This window comes from Stenotrophomonas sp. YJH_SMC_94-11, from assembly GCF_059370435.1.
This window is the reverse complement of record NZ_JCAFTR010000009.1, coordinates 85,724-105,394: the sequence shown is the minus strand read 5'-3', so window position 1 is coordinate 105,394 and position 19,671 is coordinate 85,724. Positions and strand designations below refer to the sequence as shown.

Below are 19,671 nucleotides of genomic sequence, written 5' to 3'. Positions count from 1 at the left end.
ATGTTCTCGTTTGGGGTATCAATTGCCAAAGGGGGGTGGACTAGGCAAAGAAATAGCGCGACTCCAGCACCAGGCTGAGGTCCAGGTCGCCATGCGGCGGGAGGGGTGGGAGTTTCTCTGCCGCTTCTGGCGGGAGCTGCTCGACGAGTTGCTGTCGGAAGTCGGCCAGTACGTCGCCGCTGTACTGATCGACGAACGCCTGTCGGAGTGCGGCGGCGAGGATTGCTGCCTGGCCTGCGTGCGTACCGTAGGAGTCGTGGATCATTGCGAACGACTCGATGCCGTTCTCTGCCGCGAGGCAGGTGGTCAGCATCATGTGGCTGGCGTCGCAGGAGTGGACGAAGTTCGGGCTGATCCCGAGGGTCTGCCTGCGACGGTCGAGCTTAGTACCGCCGATGTTGACCACTAAATTCACCTCGCGGCCTCCGACGTGCGGCCGGATGCGGACGCCTTCCTCCTCGCGGTACTCCTGGAGGACCGGGAAGCCGGCAGGGGTCGTCCAGCTCACCGGCAGGTCGGCCGACGAGGCGACCTTGGAGGCGTCACGCAGCCAGTCCATCGCCGCGCGGGCTGCGATCACCACCTCGCCAATGCACTCCCACAGCAGGGTCGCCAGGTACTCGGCGGTCTCCCAATCGTCCTCCATGCCCAGCTTCTTGAACTTGGAGAGCACCTGGGCGCGCATGCCCGACTTCGTGACGCCGTAGGGCAGCGTCATCACCGGCTGCTTCACGATGTCACGGGTGAGCTGGCCGTCCAGCTTGATCGCCAGCGGGTCGCCGCTCTCGGCACGGGCGCGCAGCTTCTCCTGGGCCACGTCCTTCACGCGCGAATAGATGTCGGCGGGCTTCGGCTGCGGGATCAGGTTGGTGGCTGCGCCGCCCACGGAGTCGCGGAGCATGGCCGAGAAGTTCTGGAGGCCGTTGCAGGAGCCGTCGAGCGCGATGGGCAGATGGGAGACGTGATCGCGGCCGTTGAGGCTGTAGCCGAGCCACTCGAAGCACGCGGCCAGCGCGCAGAACGGGCTGTCGGCGTCCATCCAGAAGCGTTGGCCGTCCAGCGGATCGAGGGCGCTGTCGAGAATCTGCTCCTCGTGCTCGCGCACCCAGGCCACGCGCTCCTCGAACGACACCTTGTCCACGCCGAAGCAGTTGGCGACGTGGATGGCGAGCCAGTAGGCACCGTCCTCGCCGAGCGGCACGCCTTGGGCGAACGTCAGCAGGCCCTTGGCCGCATCATCACCCTGCGGGGTCAGCGTCGGGGGCAGGGGGTAGCACCGGCCGCGGAAGTCGAGGTTGTGCGGGAAGTAGATCGCGGGGTACTCGGCGAACTTCTCCGCAAGGGCGATCTTCTGCGCGGCGGCGAGGCGGGTGGACACGCTGCGCGCGTTGGCCTCGTAGACCTTGGCGCGGTCGCGCTTCCATTCCTTGAACTCGTCGGCGTGGTGCTCCTTGAAGTAGTCCGGGTCGGTCTCCAGCAGGGCAGGGCGGCTCGGCAGGTCCATCAGCTCGCGCTCCGGCAGCCCGGCGACACCGCCGCCTGCGTTCCACAGCTCGCGCATGACCTCCAGGACGGGCACGTTCACCTTCCAGGCGGTTGCCTGGATGGCGTTGAGGGCCTGGTAGACGTTGGGCATATCGACCAGCGCCAGCTCGCGCTTGTAGGCGCGGTTGCGGGTACGCACGAGGTCAGCCCGGCCGCCGATGTCGGTCAGGTAGCCGCCGTCGCGGGGCGTGGTCCACGGACGGGGCGGGACGACCATCGGCATCAGCACCGGCTGGTACAGGGCGGCGCTGTCGTGGGCCTTGGTCAGCCAGTCGAGCACCTTCTGATTCCCGGCGATGAGCAGGTGGCGCTTGCCACGCTCGGCCACGGTGACCAGCTCGACCAGCCCGGTCGCCTCGACGAACAGCTCGATGAGCTTCATGCCCACCAGCAGCGCGTCCTTGTCGGACAGGTAGAGGCGCTTGTCGTCCTCGGGGGCGAACTCGGCGTCGGCGATGACGTGCCGCATGACGGCGGTGGAGTGCCGGGCCGAGGTGGACTTCTTGAGCTGCTCCTGGACCACCCGGTACAGGCCGGGGTGCTTCTCGCGGAGCAGGGAGAAGTTGATCTCGTTGGCTACCTCGTGGCCCAGGGTGATCGCCACGGACACCGCCTTGCGGTGATCGGCGACCAGCGCGTTGACGCAGGTGAAGCTGGTCAGATAGGCGAGGGCGTGGGGGTTCAGGTGGCGGATGAACTTGAGGGCGGCGTGGCGCTTGCCCGGCTTGCCGGTGTCGGCTTCGGCCACGAACGCCATGATCGCGGCGGCGGTGGCGTCGATGCTCTCCATGACCAGCTTGCGGCCGGGGCCGGTCTCGGCCTCCTGGCGCTGCTCCCTGATCTTCTCGTAGCGGGCAATGCCCAGGCTGGTGCTTTCCTTCTCCAGTTCGAGCTGGGCGGCGTGCAGGTCGTTCTCTTGCCAAGTCGTCATCGTTTGCCCTCGGGGGATGCAAAAGTCAAAACGGGAGGACCGCACCGGGGGCTGCCCGGTACGGTCCTGAGTGGTTCGGTTGTTGGTCCTGGGTGGACCTATGTGGAACTGTAGTAGTCCTCGGTGGTGAACAGCAATGAGTAGTTCTGAATGGTTGTCCTAGGAGAGGTCCGCCGAAGATGACCACTTTATTCGGCGTCACCTCGCGTCACCTGTGACGGCACTAGGCGTCACCTAGTTGTCACCCGTGATGTCACCTGTTACGCTGTGCGTCTCGTAAGTGCTTGCACTTGCTGGGGTTCAAGATCAGCGGAATCAGATTGTGATTCCGGTGGTCGGGGGTTCGAATCCCCTCAGCCACCCCACTGATTCAACCGCATCGGCGCAGCCGAAACGGTATTGCAATAAACAGAAAGCACGCTACAATGTGCGTCTGAGTTTCACGGGCCGTTAGCTCAGTTGGTAGAGCAGTTGACTCTTAATCAATAGGTCCAAGGTTCGAATCCTTGACGGCCCACCAAGACAGAAGCCACCTGGTACGCCAGGTGGCTTTTTTCTTATAGGTGTGACTCCCATCGTTCCGATGGATCACGCGTTGCAGAACCCGTTTGGCGTGGATCTGCAGCAGGAGCGGGCCCCGCAGTGCTGGTTTCAACCACGTTGAAAAAAGTGCTTGCACCCACCGAGCGGATCGGGTCATAATTCGCGCCCCGATTTCGGGCTGTTAGCTCAGTTGGTAGAGCAGTTGACTCTTAATCAATAGGTCCAAGGTTCGAATCCTTGACAGCCCACCAGACGAAAGCCACTTGGTTCGCCAAGTGGCTTTTTTCTTGCCTGTTCGCTGGGGGGCATCTGCAGATGCCAGCGGTGCTGGCTGGAGTGGAGCCCCCTTGAGTCAAGGGGGCGCGGCGAAGCCGCGGGGAAGTGGCGGCTGATGAAGTGGGGCCCGCGCTTTGCCGCGCAAAGCGTGGGGCTGCGGCGCGAATGCGCGGCAGCTTCCCACTTGGTTCGCCAAGTGGCTTTTTTCTTGCCTGTTCGCTGGGGGATTTCATCCACGCCTGGCGTGGATCGACTGAAGCAATGCTGAAATCAGCGGCATACACGTCATCAGTGTTTTCAATGCTGTGCGCTGCATCTCACCGCATCGTGTCCTGCATCGCACCCAATGGATCTTCCGCGCCGACGGCGCATGCACGAAGGACGATGTTGATGGCTCATATCAATCGATTGCACCGCACGCTGTGGGTTTCCTTCGCGTTGCTGGCACTGGCGGCCTGCGCGCCCGCCGACGATCCCGCGCAGACCGTCGAACGCGATGCTGGCACGGAGAGCGCTCCTGCACGCCCGGTCGGTGAGGCCATGCAGATGCAGCTGGCTCAGCCGGCAGAGCGGGAGGCCCTGCCCGATGCGGTGGACGTGCAGCGCAATGCGGATGGTTCGGTGGATGTGCGCAAGGCCACACCGGAGTCGGCGGCCCTGCGGCGCACCGGCGACGGGGGCGCGGAGATTCGCGAGGTGGATCCTGCAGCCGGGCAGGGTGCCGATACGGCGTCGGCCAAGGCCAGGCCGCAGCAGTGACCCCCGCCACCCCGGATGAGCTTGCGCTCGCCGGGGTGGTTCAACGCGCGGGCTGCGCACAATTGCCATGTTCAGTTTTGTGCAGGCCTTCCGCTTCCCGTCATCGCCTGCGACAATGAACACCTGCGCCGGCCACGCGAAAGTGGCGGAATTGGTAGACGCCCTGGATTTAGGTTCCAGTGCCGCAAGGCGTGGGGGTTCGAGTCCCCCCTTTCGCACCAGTGCCGGCCTGTCCCCGCCCTGATCGGGCCATCTGCGCCCCCTTGACCGGCACGCGCTGGCAGTGCAAGCCGAATTGGGCGAAACTAAAGGGCTGCGGCAAGCAGGCGCGTCCCAGACGTCGCGTCCTTACAACCGTTTCATCCCAATCATCGAGCCGGGGGCCTGGGCCACCGGTGGCAGGAGTCAACATGCAAGCTTCGATCGAATCCACCGGCAACCTGGAACGCCGCCTGAGCTTCTCGCTGCCGGAAGAGCGTCTGCAGAGCCACATCGTCGGCCGCCTCGGCGAAATCGCCCGTACCACCCGCATCAAGGGTTTCCGCCCGGGCAAGGTGCCGGCCAAGGTGATCGAGCAGCGCTTCGGCGCGCAGGTCCGTGGCGAGGCGCTGGACGGCCTGCTGCGCGAAACCTTCGATGCGGCCGTGCGCGAGCACGACCTGCGCATCGTCGGCAGCCCGCGCATCGACAAGGGCGACGAGGGTGAGTTCTCCTTCGTCGCCACCGTGGAAGTGGTGCCGGACTTCGGCGACATCGACGTCAGCAAGCTGACCGTCGTGCGCCACACCGCCGAGATCACCGACGCCGACATCGACCAGATGATCGAGAACCTGCAGAACCAGCGTCGTACCTGGGCCCCGGTCAGCCGTGGCGCGCAGGACGGTGACCTGGTCGCGGTGGAAACCTGGTCGCAGGCCGGCGAAGAGCGCCTGCCGGCCGAGGGCACCGAGAAGGGTTCGATCGTGCTCGGCCAGGGCATGATGTTCGACACCATCGAGAAGGGCCTGGTCGGCCTGGCCAAGGGCGAAGAGAAGACCCTGGACGTCGAGTTCCCGGCTGACTGGCGCGTGCCGGTGCTGGCCGGCAAGACCGTGCAGGTCACCGTCAAGGTCACCGAGGTCTCCGAGCCGATCGTGCCGGCGGTCGACGAAGCCTTCATCAAGAGCTTCGGCGTGAAGGGCGGCGATGTGGAGCAGTTCCGCAGCGACATCCGCGCCAACCTGGAGCGCGAGCTGAAGGGTGCGTTGATGAACCGCCTGCGCCGCGAAGTGGGCGAGCAGCTGATCGCGGCCTACTCCTCGGTCGAAATGCCGCCGCGCCTGGTCGAAAACGAAGCCCGCGCCATGCTGGCCCAGCAGGTCGAGCAGCTGCGCCGTAACGGCCAGAACGTCGGCGAGATCCCGGCCGATGCCCACGAGGGCTTCAAGGACGCTGCCGCCAAGCGCGTGCTGGTCGGCCTGCTGGTCGGTGAAGTGGCCCGCATCAACGACCTGCGTCTGGAAGCCAAGCGCCTGAATGAAACGATGCGTCTGATCGCTTCGACCTACGAAGAGCCGGAGCAGGTCATTGAGATGTACCGCAACGACCCCCAGTTGATGTCTGGCCTGCAGAACCGTGTGATGGAAGAGCAGGTGATCGACTGGATCGCCGAGCGTGCCCAGCACACCGAAGAGAAGCTGTCGTTCCAGGACGCGATCCGCCAGTAAGCCCGGGCGGATCACCGGATGCCCCGCGCCTTTGCCGGCGCGGGGTTGTTGCCCCCCAAGATAGGTACCTCACGTAATGGACAACCGAACCAAAGCCCTGAACCTGGTTCCGATGGTGGTCGAGCAGACCAGCCGCGGCGAGCGTGCCTACGACATCTATTCGCGCCTGTTGAAGGAGCGCCTGATCTTCCTCGTGGGCCCGATCGACGATCACATGGCCAACGTGGTGGTGGCGCAGTTGCTGTTCCTGGAATCGGAAAACCCGGAAAAGGACATCAACATCTACATCAACTCGCCGGGTGGCGTGGTCACCGCCGGCATGGCGATCTACGACACCATGCAGTACATCAAGCCGAATGTGAGCACCACCTGCATCGGCCAGGCCGCCTCGATGGGCGCCCTGCTGCTGGCCGCGGGCGAAGCCGGCAAGCGCTATGCGCTGCCGAACTCGCGCGTGATGATCCATCAGCCGCTGGGTGGCTACCAGGGCCAGGCCACCGACATCGACATCCACGCGCGCGAGATCCTGACCCTGCGTTCGCGCCTGAACGAGGTGCTGGCCAAGCACACCGGCCAGTCGCTGGAGACGATCGCCCGTGATACCGAGCGCGACAACTTCAAGAGCGCCTTCGAGGCGCAGGCCTACGGTCTGGTCGATCAGGTCCTGGAGCGTCGTCCGGATGAGTCGATCCAGGCCGGCTGACCGGCCTTCACGGGGCCAGGGAGGCCTCGTTCCTGCAGGGTCGGGTGGGACTGGTGTCCCCTCGGCCCTGTGCTATTCTCGAATCGAACCCCCGTTCAGCGGGTGGGGTAACTGGGTAAGCGAAGCATGAGCGAAGACCGCCAAGGTCGTTCCACGGACACCGGCAAGATCCTCTACTGCTCTTTCTGCGGCAAGAGCCAGCATGAAGTGCGCAAGCTGATTGCGGGTCCGAGCGTGTTCATCTGCGATGAGTGCGTGGAGCTGTGCAACGACATCATTCGTGAGGAACTTGAGGAAAAGGCGCAGTCGGCGCGCAGTTCGCTGCCCAAGCCGCGCGAGATCCTCGAGGTCCTCGACCAGTACGTGATCGGCCAGAACCGTGCCAAGCGCACGCTGGCCGTGGCCGTGTACAACCACTACAAGCGCATCGAGAGCCGGCAGAAGAACGACGACGTCGAACTGGCGAAGTCGAACATCCTGCTGGTTGGCCCGACCGGTTCGGGCAAGACGCTGCTGGCCGAGACCCTGGCCCGCCTGCTCAACGTGCCGTTCACCATGGCCGACGCCACCACGCTGACCGAAGCCGGTTACGTGGGCGAGGACGTGGAGAACATCATCCAGAAGCTGCTGCAGAAGTGCGACTACGACGTCGAGAAGGCGCAGCAGGGCATCGTCTACATCGATGAAATCGACAAGATCTCGCGCAAGAGCGAGAACCCGTCGATCACCCGCGACGTGTCCGGCGAAGGCGTGCAGCAGGCCCTGCTGAAGCTGATCGAAGGCACCGTGGCCAGCGTTCCGCCGCAGGGCGGCCGCAAGCACCCGCAGCAGGAATTCCTGCAGGTGGACACCAAGAACATCCTGTTCATCTGCGGCGGCGCGTTCGCTGGGCTGGACAAGGTGATCCAGGCACGTTCCACCGACGTCGGCAGCATCGGCTTCGGCGCCAAGGTGAAGAGCAGCGAGCGCAAGCAGGAAGTGGGCAAGGTGCTGGCGGACGTCGAGCCGGAAGACCTGATCAAGTTCGGCCTGATTCCCGAGTTCGTCGGCCGCCTGCCGGTGGTCGCGACCCTGGAGGAGCTGGACGAGCCGGCCCTGATCAAGATCCTGACCGAGCCGAAGAACGCCATCACCAAGCAGTTCAAGAAGCTGTTCGAGATGGAGAACGTCGAGCTGGAGTTCCGTCCGGACGCTTTGTCGGCCATCGCCAGGAAGGCGCTCAAGCGCAAGACCGGCGCCCGTGGCCTGCGCACCATCGTCGAATCGGTCCTGCTGGACACCATGTATGACCTGCCGTCGCAGGAGAACGTCAGCAAGGTGGTCGTGGACGAATCGGTGATCGAGCACAAGTCCGAGCCGTACCTGATCTACCAGACCCCGGCGGCCCCTGAACAGAAGGCCGCAGGCGCCGAGTGATCCTTCCAGGTTGTTGATTGGAAAGGATTTTAAAGGAATGCCTTGCATCTGAAAGCCGATGGCCCCATAACGGGGCCATCGGCTTTTTTTGTCTCCGGAAGATGCCCTCCCGGAGGCGGTTTTCCCCCTTCCCTGGAGCCCCCATGGCCCGTTCCCCAAGTGAAACCCTCGACCTGCCGGTCCTGCCGCTGCGCGACGTAGTGGTGTTCCCGCACATGGTCATCCCGCTGTTCGTCGGCCGTGACAAGTCCATGCACGCGCTCGAACAGGCAATGGAGGCGGACAAGCGCATCCTGCTGCTGGCGCAGAAGTCGGCCGAGACCGACGACCCGCATGCGGCCGACCTCTACCAGGTCGGCACGCTGGCGCAGGTGCTGCAGCTGCTGAAGCTGCCCGACGGCACCATCAAGGTGCTGGTTGAAGGCCTGTCGCGCGTGCAGGTCACCCACGTCGACGAGCGCGACGGCTCGCTGCATGGCCAGGCCGTGGAGATCGACGCCACCGACGAGCGCGAGGCGCGCGAGGTCGAGGCGATTGCCCGCTCGCTGATGTCGCTGTTCGAGCAGTACGTGAAGACCAACCGCAAGCTGCCGCCGGAGCTGCTGCAGACGCTGTCGGGCATCGATGAGCCGGCGCGCCTGGCCGACACCATCGCTGCGCACATCAGCGTGCGCCTGGCCGACAAGCAGCGCCTGCTGGAAACGCTGGCCGTCGGTGACCGCCTGGAGATGCTGGTCGGCCTGGTCGACGGCGAGATCGACGTGCAGCAGATGGAGAAGCGCATCCGCGGCCGCGTGAAATCGCAGATGGAGAAGAGCCAGCGCGAGTACTACCTCAACGAACAGATGAAGGCCATCCAGAAGGAACTGGGTGACCTGGACGACGCGCCGGGCGAGCTGGAAGAACTGGCCCGCAAGATTGCCGAGGCCGGCATGCCGAAGGCGGTTGAAGCCAAGGCGCGCAACGAACTGAACAAGCTCAAGCAGATGTCGCCGATGTCGGCCGAAGCCGCCGTCGTGCGCAACTACCTGGAGTGGCTGCTGGGCGTGCCGTGGAAGAAGCGCAGCAAGGTGCGCAAGGACCTGAAGGTCGCGCAGGATACGCTCGATGCCGACCACTACGGCCTGGAGAAGGTCAAGGAGCGCATCCTTGAATACCTGGCGGTGCAGTCGCGCGTGAAGCAGATGAAGGGCCCGATCCTGTGCCTGGTCGGGCCGCCGGGCGTGGGCAAGACCTCGCTGGGCCAGTCGATTGCCAAGGCCACCAACCGCAAGTTCGTGCGCATGTCGCTGGGCGGCGTGCGCGACGAGGCCGAAATCCGTGGCCACCGCCGTACCTACGTCGGTTCCATGCCGGGCCGCATCGTGCAGAACCTCAACAAGGTCGGCAGCAAGAACCCGCTGTTCGTGCTCGACGAGATCGACAAGATGTCGATGGACTTCCGTGGCGATCCGTCTTCGGCGCTGCTGGAAGTGCTCGATCCGGAGCAGAACAACGCGTTCAACGACCACTACCTGGAAGTGGACCTGGACCTGTCCGAAGTGATGTTCGTGGCGACCTCGAACTCGCTCAACATTCCCGGCCCGCTGCTGGACCGCATGGAAGTGATCCGCATCCCCGGCTACACCGAGGACGAGAAGCTCAACATCGCGACCCGCTACCTGGTGCCGAAGCAGGTCAAGGCCAACGGCCTGCAGCCGGAAGAGCTGGAGATCGGCAGTGATGCCATCCAGGACATCGTGCGCTACTACACGCGTGAATCGGGCGTGCGCAACCTGGAACGCGAGATCGCCAAGATCTGCCGCAAGGTGGTGAAGGAGATCGCGCTGGCTGGCCCGCAGCCGGCAGCGAAGGCGAAGAAGGGCGCGAAGAAGAAGGCGCTGGTGAGCGTGTCCAGCAAGAACCTGGACAAGTACCTGGGCGTGCGTCGCTTCGACTTCGGCCGTGCCGAGGAAGAGAATGAAATCGGCCTGGTCACCGGCCTGGCCTGGACCGAAGTCGGTGGCGACCTGCTGCAGATCGAATCGACCCTGGTGCCGGGCAAGGGCCAGCTGATCCTGACCGGCCAGCTCGGCAACGTGATGAAGGAGTCGGCTTCGGCGGCACTGTCGGTGGTGCGTTCGCGCGCCGTGGGCTTTGGCATCGACAGCGACTTCCTGCAGAAGCACGACGTACACCTGCACGTGCCCGATGGCGCCACGCCGAAGGATGGCCCGAGTGCCGGCGCGGCGATGGTCACCTCGCTGGTGTCGATGCTGACCAGGGTGCCGGTGCGCGCCGACGTGGCGATGACCGGCGAGATCACCCTGCGTGGTCGCGTCACTGCCATCGGTGGCCTGAAGGAGAAGCTGCTGGCCGCACTGCGTGGCGGCATCCGCACGGTCATCATCCCGGAAGAGAACCGCAAGGACCTGGCCGACATCCCGGCCAACGTCACCCGCGATCTGAAGATCGTGCCGGTGAAGTACATCGAAGAAGTCCTGGACCTGGCGCTGGAGCGTCCGTTGGCACCGAAGAAGGCGCGCAAGAGTGCGCAGCGTGTCACGGTGCGCAGCAAGGCCAAACCGAGTGGAAACGCGCGCGTCAAGCATTGACACGCGCTGTCCAATGGCCCGAAACCCGCGTCGTTGCTGGCTTTCCAGCTTGCGTGGGGGTAGGGCCACTGGTATAAAAGCAGCACTCGCGAATGAGTGGTCGCAGTCTGGTGATCGCTGGAATTCGGCGAACCGTTTCCACATGGCGGCCGCATGCAGATGGCGTGCGGTTGCTTCCCTGTCGAATAAGCGGAACCCACCGCCAAAGGAGTTGTAGAGAATGAACAAGACCGAATTGATCGATGCCGTTGCTGAAGCTGCCGACCTGACCAAGGCAGAGTCCAGCCGCGCTGTCGATGCCGTCGTTGCTGCCATCACCAAGGCGCTGAAGGACGGCGATGCGGTCACCCTGGTTGGCTTCGGTACCTTCCAGGTCCGCGACCGTGCTGCCCGCACCGGCCGCAACCCGAAGACCGGCGACACCATCAAGATCGCTGCTTCGAAGAATCCGTCGTTCAAGGCTGGCAAGGCCCTGAAGGATGCTGTAAACTAAGCGGCTCGCTGGGGTGCTTAGCTCAGCGGTAGAGCGTCTCCTTTACACGGAGAGGGTCGGGGGTTCGAAACCCTCAGCACCCACCACAGCACCGCGGTAAAAGTTTGAGTGTGGAGCGGTAGTTCAGCTGGTTAGAATGCTGGCCTGTCACGCCGGAGGTCGCGGGTTCGAGTCCCGTCCGCTCCGCCATCCCGGATCCCAACAAGTTCTGCCCATGTGGAGCGGTAGTTCAGCTGGTTAGAATGCTGGCCTGTCACGCCGGAGGTCGCGGGTTCGAGTCCCGTCCGCTCCGCCAGCAGAGTTTGAAGTGTCAACGAAGATGCCCGTCGGTCCTGGACCTGCGGGCATTTTGCTTTCTCGGGGTCGATCTACGCCGGGCATGGCCCGGGGCTACCGTTCAAGCGAGCTGCGCCGGGCTTGGCCCGGCGCTACCGCAGCGACGCGACGCGGTCGAGCACCGCTTCCACCGCCAGATGCCGCTGCACCGACGCCTGCAGCGCGGCCAGCCCCGGGAACGCATCGGACTGCAGCGCACGCGCGAACAGCGCCGGCAGCTGATCCAGATCGCGCAGCCACAGCCCTGCGCCTGCTTCCTGCAATCGTGCGGCGTGGTCGAATTGGTCGTAATCCAGCGGATGGACCAGCGATGGCACGCCGGCGCGCAGTGCGTGGTACATCACGCCAGCGCCACCGTGGTGCAGCACTCGGTCATAGCGGTGCAGGTGCCGCGCGTAGTCGACGAACGGCAGCCGGTGCAGGTTCGGCAGCGGCTGCAATGCATCGCTTGTTTCATGCTGGTGGCCGTCGCTGACGTGGATCTCCCACTGTGGGTGCATCACCGCCAGCGCCGCCGCCGCCTCGGCCAGGCGCGGCTTGATCCAGTCCTGGTGGGTGCCGGCGGTGACCAGCAGGTGTTGCGCACCATCCACGAACGGCGGCGCCGCATGCACGCTGTGCGGGGTGTGCAGCATCGGCCCGATGAACTGCAGCGCGCGTGGCCAGGTGCGCGGGAATTCCAGCTCCGGTACGCCCAGGGCGAGGATGCACTCATCGGAATACACGCGTTCGCTGCCATCGGCGCGATAGATCGATGGCACGCCCAGCCGCTGCATCGCCGAGCGCTGCCAGGCGTGCACCCCGCGCTTGAACAGCCGGGTCAGCTGCCGACCGCCGGCATGCTGCAGCGCCTGCCAGCCCGTGCGCGCCGGGCCCTGGCCGCCCAGATAGGGCGGCGGGCCGTCTACGCAGTCCAGCACGCAGGGCGAAGGCAGGCTGGTCCACCAGCGGATGCCGAGCTCGGCCGCCAGCAGGCCCGCCGGCGGCAGGGTGAAATCGACGATGGCCAGATCCGGGCGCGCGTGTTGCCAGCGCTGCTGCAGCGCCTGCCGCATCTGCTCCATCAGCCGCAGGGCCTGGGTCAATTGCGCGTGCAGTCGCAGCGGGTTGGCCTTGACCGGCTTGGGCGGGTTGGCGATCTGCCACAGCGCTGCTTCCTGGTCCGCCGACAGCAGCACGCCACCGTTGAGTCCGCTGGCCGAGATCGCCGCCTGTACGCCGGGCGTGCTCAGCACGGTCACCTCATGCTGCTGTTGCAGTTGGCGGGCGATGGCGAGGACCGGGTGCAGATGGCCGCTGTACGGCGGGGCGAGCAGTTCGATCTTCATGCGTGTTCCTGCTGCAGGCGCGCGGCCAGGTCGCGGGCGATGGCCAGCACGTCCGGCTGCTGCAGATAGTCCATGTGGCCGCTGTCGACCCACTGCCGTGCACCCCGCCAGCCCAGGCGCGAGATCCAGTCCTGGCGGCCCACCAGGATCTGCAGGTGGGCGACCGCAGGTGCGCGGCGTGCGACCGGCCCGTAGGCCAGCACGCTGCAGCGCTGCGCCAGGGCGGCAGGCAGGGTGAGGTTGGCCAGCAGCTCCAGCCCGCAGCTGCCAACCAGTAGCAGGGTGTGCGGTGCGGCGTGCAGCAGCTGGACCAGTGCCGGTGCGTGCGCTGCGGCGAAACCGGGCCGGCGCGAGCGCAGGTAATGGCGGCTGTTGTGCCAGCTGGCTGCCAGCAATGCGGCGGGCCGGTGTTCGGGCGTAGCGGCGTCGTAAGGGAAATTGCAGGGATGCAGCACCCGGCCCGGTGCCAGCAGGGCATCGCCGAATGCGCGTTGCAGCGGGCTCAGCGCACAGCGCGCCGGATCGCTCTGGCCGGTGAGGAAGGCCAGTTGCAGTTGCGGTGCGGGCGTGGGCATCGGCTCAGCCACCCTGGAAATCATCATTGGCCCGCACCAGGTAAAGCCGGGTGCGCCAGCGGATGCGCCGTACGCAGGCCGCATGCAGCAGATGCAGGGGCTGCAGCAGTTCGGCCAGCAGCGAGGCCAGCGGACGATGTCGGGCGCGGCCGCCGGCGCGGCGCTGCAGGTGCATCAGCAGGCCTGCACGCAGCATCAGCACCAGTGCGGCAACGAATGTTGGCAGCCCGATGGGCGGTAGTACGGCCAGCACCAGCAACGCCCACAGCAGCATCGGTGGCAGTCCATGCAGCACGCCGATCAACAGGCGCAGGCGCGGCGATTCATCGCGCAGCAGCAGCACCGCAAACAACATCCAGCGGTGCATCTGCTGGCGGTAGCGCTGCAGCGTCGGGACATGGGTCTGCACTTCCACGGGCGCGGTGGACTGGAACAGGCGCGCCCCCTGCCGGCGCAGCGCGCGGGCCAGGGCCAAGTCGTCGGCCAGCATCCGCAGCAGCGGGCTGAACCCGCCCAGGTCACGCAGGCGTTCGCTGCGAAGCGCGTAGCACATGCCGTTGATCGACAGCGGCGGCAGCCACGGCAGCAGGCCGAGGTAGGTCAGCACCGCATTGTTGTTGACGAACTGCGCCATCAGTCGTGCGCCGTGCGCGGCGTCATCGCGGTAGCAGGGCAGGGCGGTGACCAGGTCGACGCCGGCCACGCCCAGTTCATCGACCAGCTGCGCCAGCGCCGCCGCCGACAGGCGCGCATCGTCGTCCAGCACCAGCAGCACCGGCTCGCGCACCTGGGGCAGCACCGCGTCCAGCTTGAAAGTCTTCGGGTTGGACCCTTCCGGTGCAGCCGGATAAACCAGGCAGGTGATCTGGTGGCCGGGGTGTGCCGCGTACAGCGCGTCCGCAGTGGCGCGTCCGATGGCGTCGGCCTCATCCAGCAGCCAGTGGAAATGCGCGCCGGGCAGCGCCTGCAGGTTGTGCCGAAGCACCTGCGCCAGCAGCGGGTCGCCGCCGAGGATGGGCTGCAGGACGGCCACGCCGCGGCCGTCATGGCCGGCGGGCGCCTGCGGTCGGGGCGGACGCTGGCCGAGGATGCGCAGGGCGCCGGCGGCCTTGAGGCCCATCAGCAGCAGGTACAGGGCCGCCAGCAGCAGGCTGGCCAGGGCAATCCCGTTCACGCTCAGGCTGCCCATTGCGCACGCTGCTCGGTGATGAAGCGTTCGATACCGTCCTCGAGCGACACCCGTGGTCGCCCCAGGTCGGCCAGCATGCGCTGCGGATTGAAGGTTTTTGAATAGGCGAAGGCGGCAACGCCGAAGCGGGTGATTGGTGGTTCGCTGCGCAGGCGCAGGGCGCGCCAAGCGGCTTCGATCACGCTGGCCGTGCGCAGGGCCAGCGCGGTCGGCACGCGGCGGCGTGGGGCTGGCAGCTGCAGGGCGGCCAGCAAACGCTGCAGCAGCGCGTGCAGGTCCACCGGGGCGGCATTGGTCAGGTTGTAGGCCGGGCCCAGCTGCGGCGCCTGGGCGGCGCGCAGCAGGTACTCCACCAGCGTGTCGATGTGGATCAGGTCGATCCGTGGCGGGCCACCGGGACTGACCAGCAGCGGCACGCCGCCGCGGCGCGCGGTCGCCAGCAGGCGCGGCAGCAGCACGGTGTCACCGGGGCCGAACACCGCGCGCGGGCGCAGGATGGAGGACGGGCCGCCGTAGCAGGCCAGCAGGCGCTCCGCCTCGGCCTTGCTGCGCGCATATTCATTCAGGAAGACCGGGCCGATCGGGCTGTCCTCGTCAAGATCATGCTGGTGTGCCTCGCGGTAGAAGACGGCGGTGCTGGAGACCAGCAGCAGGCGCGGATGGCCATTGCGTCGGCAGAACTCGATCACCTGGGCGGTGGTGTCCACGTTCTGCTGGCGGAACTGCGCCGGGCTGCCCCACGGGGCAACGCGGGCGGCGGCATGCACCACCACGTTGGGCCGGAACGGCAGCTCGAACGGCTGCGACAGGTCGCGCGCGGCGTAGTTGGGCAGGGGCAGCGGGCGGCGGGCGACACCGAAGGCCTGCACGCCGGGCACCTCGGCAAGGCGGCGCAGCAGGGCGCCCCCCACGAAGCCGGAGGCGCCGGTAACCAGGATGCGCATGGACGGGGTCCTCCTTGTGCCTGTGACGCGCCGCAGCCAGGGCATGCCGCCCGTCTGACCGGCCAGTATGCGCCGGCTGCCGCATCTGCGCCCAGCGCGGGCACGGCCTGGATGCCGCGCATGCGGCGCAGATCCTTGTCCTGCCTGCCTCCGGGCCGTTTTTGGTGCGGGCCGCGAAGCGGGTTACACTGCCGGGCTCGCCAATCAGGCCTTGTGATTCCTCACCATGCTGCAGAAACTCCGCGACAAGACCTCAGGCTGGATCGTCACCGTGATCCTGGGGCTGCTGATGATTCCGTTCCTGTTCGTGATCGACAACAGCTACCTCGGTGGCGTTGGCGCACAGAACGTGGCCAAGGTTTCCGCGCCGCCCACCTGGTGGCGTTCGGCGCCGTCGTGGTGGCCGGTGCGCATGCTGTGGCAGCACCATGAGATCAGCTCGCAGGATTTCCGCACGCGTTTCGAGCAGGAGCGCATGCGTGAGCGCCAGCAGCAGGGCGACAACTTCGACCCGCGCGCGTTCGAGAGCACCGAGAACAAGATGGCCGTGCTCGATCAGCTGATCGACGAACAGGTCGTGCGCCTGGTCGGTGAACAGGCGGGCGTGGTGATCGGCGACGGCGCTGTGCGCGAATACATCGCGACCATGCCGGCGTTCCTCGATTCGAACGGCAAGTTCAACGAGAACAACTACCGGCTGGCATTGGCCGGTGGCAATCCGCCGCGTACCCCGACCCAGTTCCAGGAACTGGTGCGCGAGAGCCTGCAGCAGTCGGTGATCCCATCGGGCCTGCAGAGCTCCGGCTTCGTCACCCAGGCCGAGACCGAGCGCCTGTTGAAGCTGCTGGGCGAAACCCGCGACGTCGAGCTGGCCGCGTTGCCGCCCGTACCGGCCGATACCGCGCCGGTCACCGATGATCAGATCAAGCAGTGGTACGACAGCCACGGCAAGGATTTCCGCCAGGCCGAGAGCGTGTCGCTGGAGTACGTCGAGATCAACGGTGCGAATCTGCCGGCACCGGTCCCGGCCGATGAAGCGACCCTGCGCAAGCGCTATGAAGAGGAAAAGGCAAAGTTCACCTCGCCGGAGCAGCGCCAGGCCTCGCACATCCTGATCACCGGTGACGGCGCCGAAGCCAAGGCGAACAGGATCGCTGCCGAAGCCAAGACGGCCGGTGCCGACTTCGCTGCGCTTGCCAAGGCCAATTCGGAAGATCCGGGCTCCAAGGACCAGGGCGGTGACCTGGGCTGGGTCGAGCGCGGTGCGATGGTCAAGCCGTTCGAGGACGCGCTGTTTGCGGCCAAGGCCGGTGACGTGATCGGCCCGGTCAAGACCGAGTTCGGTTACCACATCATCAAGGTGGCCGCTGTGCGCGGTGGCCAGGGCAAGTCGTTCGAGGAAGTGCGTGACACCCTGGCTGCCGAGCAGCTGAAGGCCGACGGCGAGCGCGGCTTCAACGAACTGGCCGGCCGCCTGGTCGATGCCATCAACAAGAGCCCGAGCGACCTGGCGGCCGCCGCCAAGGAAGTGAACCTGCCGCTGCAGACCCTGGGCCCGATCACCCGCGCGACCGCCAGCGGCATCGCCGCTGACCCGGCCGTGCTGCGTGCCGCCTTCTCCGACGTGCTGGTGCAGGACGGTACCGCCAGTGACCCGATCGCCGTGGGCGGCGCGACCAACCACAGCGTGGTCATCCGTGTGGCTGCACACACCCCGGAACAGGCCCTGCCGCTGGACAAGGCCCGTGACCAGGTGATCGCTGCGATCCGTGCTGATCGCCAGCGCCAGGCCAGCGACAAGGCGGCCGATGCCATCCTGGCCAAGCTGAAGGCGGGCGCCACCCTGCAGTCGCTGGCCGCCAGCGAGAAGCTGCAGCTGAGCCCGATGCCGGGCCTGCCGCGCAGCCAGCCGGTGCCGACCCCGGAAATCAACCGCGCGATCTTCAGTGCGCCGGTGCCGGCTGAAGGCAAGCCGAGCTATGGCAAGGTCGACGTCAATGGCCACGCGCTGCTGTTCGCGGTGAACAAGGTCAATCCGGGCGACATCAAGGAAGTGACTGCAGAGCAGCAGAAGCAGCTGAAGGAACAGCTGAGCCAGATCGACGGCATGGCCGCAGCCAAGGCCTACATCGAAGCGATGCGCAAGAAGTTCATGATCCAGACCACCGAAGCGAACCTGTAAGCCTCGCGGCGGCACCCATGAGAGAGGCCCGGCAATGCCGGGCCTTTTTTTGTGCCTGCCGATGCGTAGCGTCGAGCCATGCTCGACTGCGCCTGCTGGGCGCAGGCATGAAAAAAGCCGAGCGTGGGCTCGGCTCTCCAGAAAAAAGGGGCGGGCAGGGCGCGGCGGTGCCGCGCCGGACTCAGTCCTCCACGCGCAGCACGGCGCCCGGCTTCAGCACGCTGCTGCCGCTCAGGCCGTTCAGCGACAGTAGCGCCTTGACCGGCATGCCGTAGCGGCGGGCGATGGTCCAGGCCGACTCGCCATCACGCACGGTGTGGCGGCGGCTGCGCGGACGATCGGCGATCGCGGCCACGGTCTTGGCGACCTGCGGCGTTGGCGAGGCGGCGGCAACAGGTACGCTACTGGCCACCAGTGCGGTGGCGGTGTCCGCCACGGTCGCGCTGGCGGCCGAGACCGGCGCCAGCACGCGGGTGGTGCCGGACGAGACGCGCCCACCGCCGGCCAGGGCGGGGTTGAGGCGGACGATCCTGGCCGGGTCCAGGGCGCGCTGTGCGGCCCACTGCTGGACGCTGGTGCCGGCGGGCAGGGTGTGGTCCTTCAGTACGGGCACGGTGCGGTCCAGCGAGGCCATGACACCTGGCTGGTCTTCCACATCTTCCAGCACGCAGGCCAGGGCATGCAGCTTCTCGACGTAGGCATGGGTGACCGGCGACAGGCCGGGCAGCGCCGAGGGCTTGGCGTTCTGCGCGTTCATGCCGGCCTTGCGCATCGATTGCAGCACGCGGTACTCGCCGGCGTTGTAGGCCATGGTGGCCAGGCGCCAGTCGCCGCCGAACATGCCGTGCAGGGTCTTCAGGTAGCGCACTGCGGCCTGGGTGGAATCGACCGCCGACAGGCGCCCGTCGTAGCCGTTGGCCATGGGCACGCGGTGATTGCGCGCAGTGGTGGCGATGAACTGCCACAGGCCGGTCGGGCCGCTGCCATTGCGTGCATTGGGCCGGTAACCGCTTTCCACGAACGGAATCAGCGCGAACTCGGTAGGCAGGTTGGCCTTGCGCAGCTCTTCGACCACATAGCCGAACAGCACCAGTGCATCGTCATCCTGGTTGGCCAGGCGCGACGGGGCGTGGGCGAACTGCTTCTGCCAGCGCGGGCTGGTGGCCTCGGCATTGCAGGTGGGCTCGGCCAGGCCGTCGCGGAAGCTGGAGAAGATCTCCTGGCCGTTGCGGACCGACGCGGCCGGCAACGCGGCCGGATCCAGCGGCAGGGCCGCGGCGGCGGTCAGGTTCTGGCCGATGCCAGCGCCCAGCGACTGGGCGCCGGCGGTTCCGGCCAGCCCCAGGACCAGGCCCAGGGCCAGAGGCAGACTTCGGCGCATCATGCGCGGAAGCCGTCTTTCCAGTGCCGGAGACCGGCCATCACGTCGACGTCGTCAACGACGTCACGGCCCAGGTGTGCCGACACCGACGCGCGGATCGGCGCAGTGTGCACACGCAGGAACGGATTGCAGTCGAATTCGCTGGCCAGGGTTACCGGCAGGGTGGAACGGTCATCGCGGCGCATGGCCAAAGCCTCCTCTTGGCGCTGCCGCAAGGCAGCGTTGGCGGGGTCGACATGCCGCGCGAAGACGGCATTTGACACGGTGTACTCATGGGCGCAACAAAGCAGCAGTTGCGCGGGCAAGGCCCCCAGCTTGCGCATCGATGCCAGCAGCTGGGACGGCGTACCTTCGAACAGGCGTCCACAGCCCAGGCTGAACAACGAATCTCCGCTGAAAAGATGTTCAGCAGTGTGAAACGCGATGTGGCTGCGGGTATGCCCGGGCACGGATAGTACGTGGAACGCCTGGCCCAGTGCCTGAACGCGTTCACTTTCGCCGACCCGTTCGGTTGCCGTGGGGATGCGCTCCTCGACGGGTGCGATCACCCGGACTCCAGGAAAACGTGCCTGCAGCACCGGCACGCCACCGATGTGGTCATCGTGATGATGGGTGAGCAGGATCGTGTCCACGCGCAGGCCCTGATCGGCGAGCGCAAGCACCGGCGCGGCATCGCCGGGATCGACGACCACGGCGTTACCGTCGTCGTCGATCAAGGTCCAGATGTAGTTGTCCGCAAATGCGGGCAGGGCAGTCAGTCGCATAGAATT

Annotated in this window: 14 protein-coding genes and 6 tRNA genes; 13 read left to right on the top strand and 7 right to left on the bottom strand. The window is 66.3% G+C overall.

The annotated features are described in order from the left end of the window. Positions 1–40: 40 nt before the first annotated feature. The gene (locus AC5P74_RS15840; protein WP_005412423.1) at positions 41–2,476 is read right to left on the bottom strand and encodes a DNA-directed RNA polymerase; all 2,436 of its coding nucleotides are present in this window, start codon (positions 2,474–2,476) and stop codon (positions 41–43) included. Between the two features lie 444 nt (positions 2,477–2,920). Between AC5P74_RS15840 and AC5P74_RS15835 the strand changes: the two genes are divergently transcribed. From AC5P74_RS15835 to AC5P74_RS15780, 12 genes are all read left to right on the top strand, one after another. Beyond that, a tRNA-Lys gene (locus AC5P74_RS15835) sits at positions 2,921–2,996 on the top strand. Between the two features lie 198 nt (positions 2,997–3,194). After that, positions 3,195–3,270, top strand: a tRNA-Lys gene (locus AC5P74_RS15830). A 415-nt stretch (positions 3,271–3,685) separates the two neighbouring features. Next, positions 3,686–4,054, top strand: a complete 369-nt coding sequence (locus AC5P74_RS15825; protein ID WP_346607562.1) for a hypothetical protein — start codon at positions 3,686–3,688, stop codon at positions 4,052–4,054. 136 nt (positions 4,055–4,190) lie between these two features. Further along, a tRNA-Leu gene (locus AC5P74_RS15820) sits at positions 4,191–4,275 on the top strand. A gap of 189 nt (positions 4,276–4,464) precedes the next feature. Beyond that, positions 4,465–5,760, top strand: a complete 1,296-nt coding sequence (gene tig, locus AC5P74_RS15815) for a trigger factor (RefSeq protein ID WP_206620841.1) — start codon at positions 4,465–4,467, stop codon at positions 5,758–5,760. Positions 5,761–5,836: 76 nt separating this feature from the next. Further along, complete coding sequence (gene clpP / locus AC5P74_RS15810) at positions 5,837–6,463, top strand: ATP-dependent Clp endopeptidase proteolytic subunit ClpP (RefSeq protein WP_004146318.1); 627 nt, start codon at positions 5,837–5,839, stop codon at positions 6,461–6,463. A gap of 126 nt (positions 6,464–6,589) precedes the next feature. After that, complete coding sequence (clpX, locus tag AC5P74_RS15805) at positions 6,590–7,879, top strand: ATP-dependent Clp protease ATP-binding subunit ClpX (RefSeq protein ID WP_053500971.1); 1,290 nt, start codon at positions 6,590–6,592, stop codon at positions 7,877–7,879. 143 nt (positions 7,880–8,022) lie between these two features. Further along, on the top strand, positions 8,023–10,473 hold the full coding sequence (lon, locus tag AC5P74_RS15800) for an endopeptidase La (protein ID WP_005415470.1): 2,451 nt from the start codon (positions 8,023–8,025) through the stop codon (positions 10,471–10,473). 220 nt (positions 10,474–10,693) lie between these two features. Then, positions 10,694–10,966: an HU family DNA-binding protein gene (locus tag AC5P74_RS15795; protein ID WP_005408270.1), complete on the top strand. Its 273-nt coding sequence runs from the start codon at positions 10,694–10,696 to the stop codon at positions 10,964–10,966. Positions 10,967–10,977: 11 nt separating this feature from the next. Beyond that, positions 10,978–11,052, top strand: a tRNA-Val gene (locus tag AC5P74_RS15790). Between the two features lie 26 nt (positions 11,053–11,078). Further along, positions 11,079–11,155: transfer RNA gene (locus tag AC5P74_RS15785), tRNA-Asp, on the top strand. A gap of 29 nt (positions 11,156–11,184) precedes the next feature. Beyond that, positions 11,185–11,261 (top strand) — tRNA-Asp (locus AC5P74_RS15780). Between the two features lie 133 nt (positions 11,262–11,394). Here AC5P74_RS15780 and AC5P74_RS15775 read toward each other — a convergent pair. From AC5P74_RS15775 to AC5P74_RS15760, 4 genes are read right to left on the bottom strand one after another with little or no spacing between them, the layout of a single operon-like run. Further along, positions 11,395–12,630 carry a glycosyltransferase gene (locus AC5P74_RS15775; RefSeq protein ID WP_005415471.1) on the bottom strand — a complete coding sequence of 412 codons (1,236 nt, stop codon included), beginning with the start codon at positions 12,628–12,630 and terminating at the stop codon, positions 11,395–11,397. Beyond that, on the bottom strand, positions 12,627–13,232 hold the full coding sequence (locus tag AC5P74_RS15770; RefSeq protein ID WP_141750772.1) for a hypothetical protein: 606 nt from the start codon (positions 13,230–13,232) through the stop codon (positions 12,627–12,629). Before AC5P74_RS15770 ends, AC5P74_RS15775 begins: the two co-directional genes overlap by 4 nt. Next, positions 13,210–14,370, bottom strand: coding sequence for a glycosyltransferase (locus AC5P74_RS15765; RefSeq protein ID WP_428986916.1), 1,161 nt, complete (start codon positions 14,368–14,370; stop codon positions 13,210–13,212). Before AC5P74_RS15765 ends, AC5P74_RS15770 begins: the two co-directional genes overlap by 23 nt. A gap of 11 nt (positions 14,371–14,381) precedes the next feature. Next, a complete protein-coding gene (locus AC5P74_RS15760; RefSeq protein WP_346607564.1) occupies positions 14,382–15,338 on the bottom strand; it encodes an NAD-dependent epimerase/dehydratase family protein in 957 nt (318 codons plus the stop codon). Between the two features lie 226 nt (positions 15,339–15,564). Between AC5P74_RS15760 and AC5P74_RS15755 the strand changes: the two genes are divergently transcribed. Beyond that, positions 15,565–17,520, top strand: coding sequence for a peptidyl-prolyl cis-trans isomerase (locus AC5P74_RS15755; protein ID WP_171957845.1), 1,956 nt, complete (start codon positions 15,565–15,567; stop codon positions 17,518–17,520). Positions 17,521–17,701: 181 nt separating this feature from the next. Here the strand turns inward: AC5P74_RS15755 and AC5P74_RS15750 are convergent, their stop codons facing one another. Together AC5P74_RS15750 and gloB are read right to left on the bottom strand one after the other, a co-directional pair. Beyond that, positions 17,702–18,904, bottom strand: coding sequence for a lytic transglycosylase domain-containing protein (locus AC5P74_RS15750; protein ID WP_032953978.1), 1,203 nt, complete (start codon positions 18,902–18,904; stop codon positions 17,702–17,704). Then, on the bottom strand, positions 18,901–19,665 hold the full coding sequence (gloB, locus tag AC5P74_RS15745) for a hydroxyacylglutathione hydrolase (protein WP_346607565.1): 765 nt from the start codon (positions 19,663–19,665) through the stop codon (positions 18,901–18,903). The genes AC5P74_RS15750 and gloB overlap by 4 nt, the downstream gene beginning before the upstream one ends. Positions 19,666–19,671 lie beyond the last annotated feature (6 nt).

What these genes read in the sequence shown, in the direction of transcription:
- tig (WP_206620841.1), top strand. Translation starts at nt 4,465, where the DNA reads ATGCAAGCTTCGATCGAATCCACCGGCAACCTGGAACGCCGCCTGAGC.
- clpP (WP_004146318.1), top strand. Translation starts at nt 5,837, where the DNA reads ATGGACAACCGAACCAAAGCCCTGAACCTGGTTCCGATGGTGGTCGAG.
- AC5P74_RS15755 (WP_171957845.1), top strand. Translation starts at nt 15,565, where the DNA reads ATGCTGCAGAAACTCCGCGACAAGACCTCAGGCTGGATCGTCACCGTG.
- AC5P74_RS15840 (WP_005412423.1), bottom strand. Translation starts at nt 2,476, where the DNA reads ATGACGACTTGGCAAGAGAACGACCTGCACGCCGCCCAGCTCGAACTG.
- AC5P74_RS15795 (WP_005408270.1), top strand. Translation starts at nt 10,694, where the DNA reads ATGAACAAGACCGAATTGATCGATGCCGTTGCTGAAGCTGCCGACCTG.
- AC5P74_RS15775 (WP_005415471.1), bottom strand. Translation starts at nt 12,630, where the DNA reads ATGAAGATCGAACTGCTCGCCCCGCCGTACAGCGGCCATCTGCACCCG.
- AC5P74_RS15760 (WP_346607564.1), bottom strand. Translation starts at nt 15,338, where the DNA reads ATGCGCATCCTGGTTACCGGCGCCTCCGGCTTCGTGGGGGGCGCCCTG.
- AC5P74_RS15825 (WP_346607562.1), top strand. Translation starts at nt 3,686, where the DNA reads ATGGCTCATATCAATCGATTGCACCGCACGCTGTGGGTTTCCTTCGCG.
- gloB (WP_346607565.1), bottom strand. Translation starts at nt 19,665, where the DNA reads ATGCGACTGACTGCCCTGCCCGCATTTGCGGACAACTACATCTGGACC.
- lon (WP_005415470.1), top strand. Translation starts at nt 8,023, where the DNA reads ATGGCCCGTTCCCCAAGTGAAACCCTCGACCTGCCGGTCCTGCCGCTG.
- AC5P74_RS15750 (WP_032953978.1), bottom strand. Translation starts at nt 18,904, where the DNA reads ATGATGCGCCGAAGTCTGCCTCTGGCCCTGGGCCTGGTCCTGGGGCTG.
- clpX (WP_053500971.1), top strand. Translation starts at nt 6,590, where the DNA reads ATGAGCGAAGACCGCCAAGGTCGTTCCACGGACACCGGCAAGATCCTC.
- AC5P74_RS15770 (WP_141750772.1), bottom strand. Translation starts at nt 13,232, where the DNA reads ATGATGATTTCCAGGGTGGCTGAGCCGATGCCCACGCCCGCACCGCAA.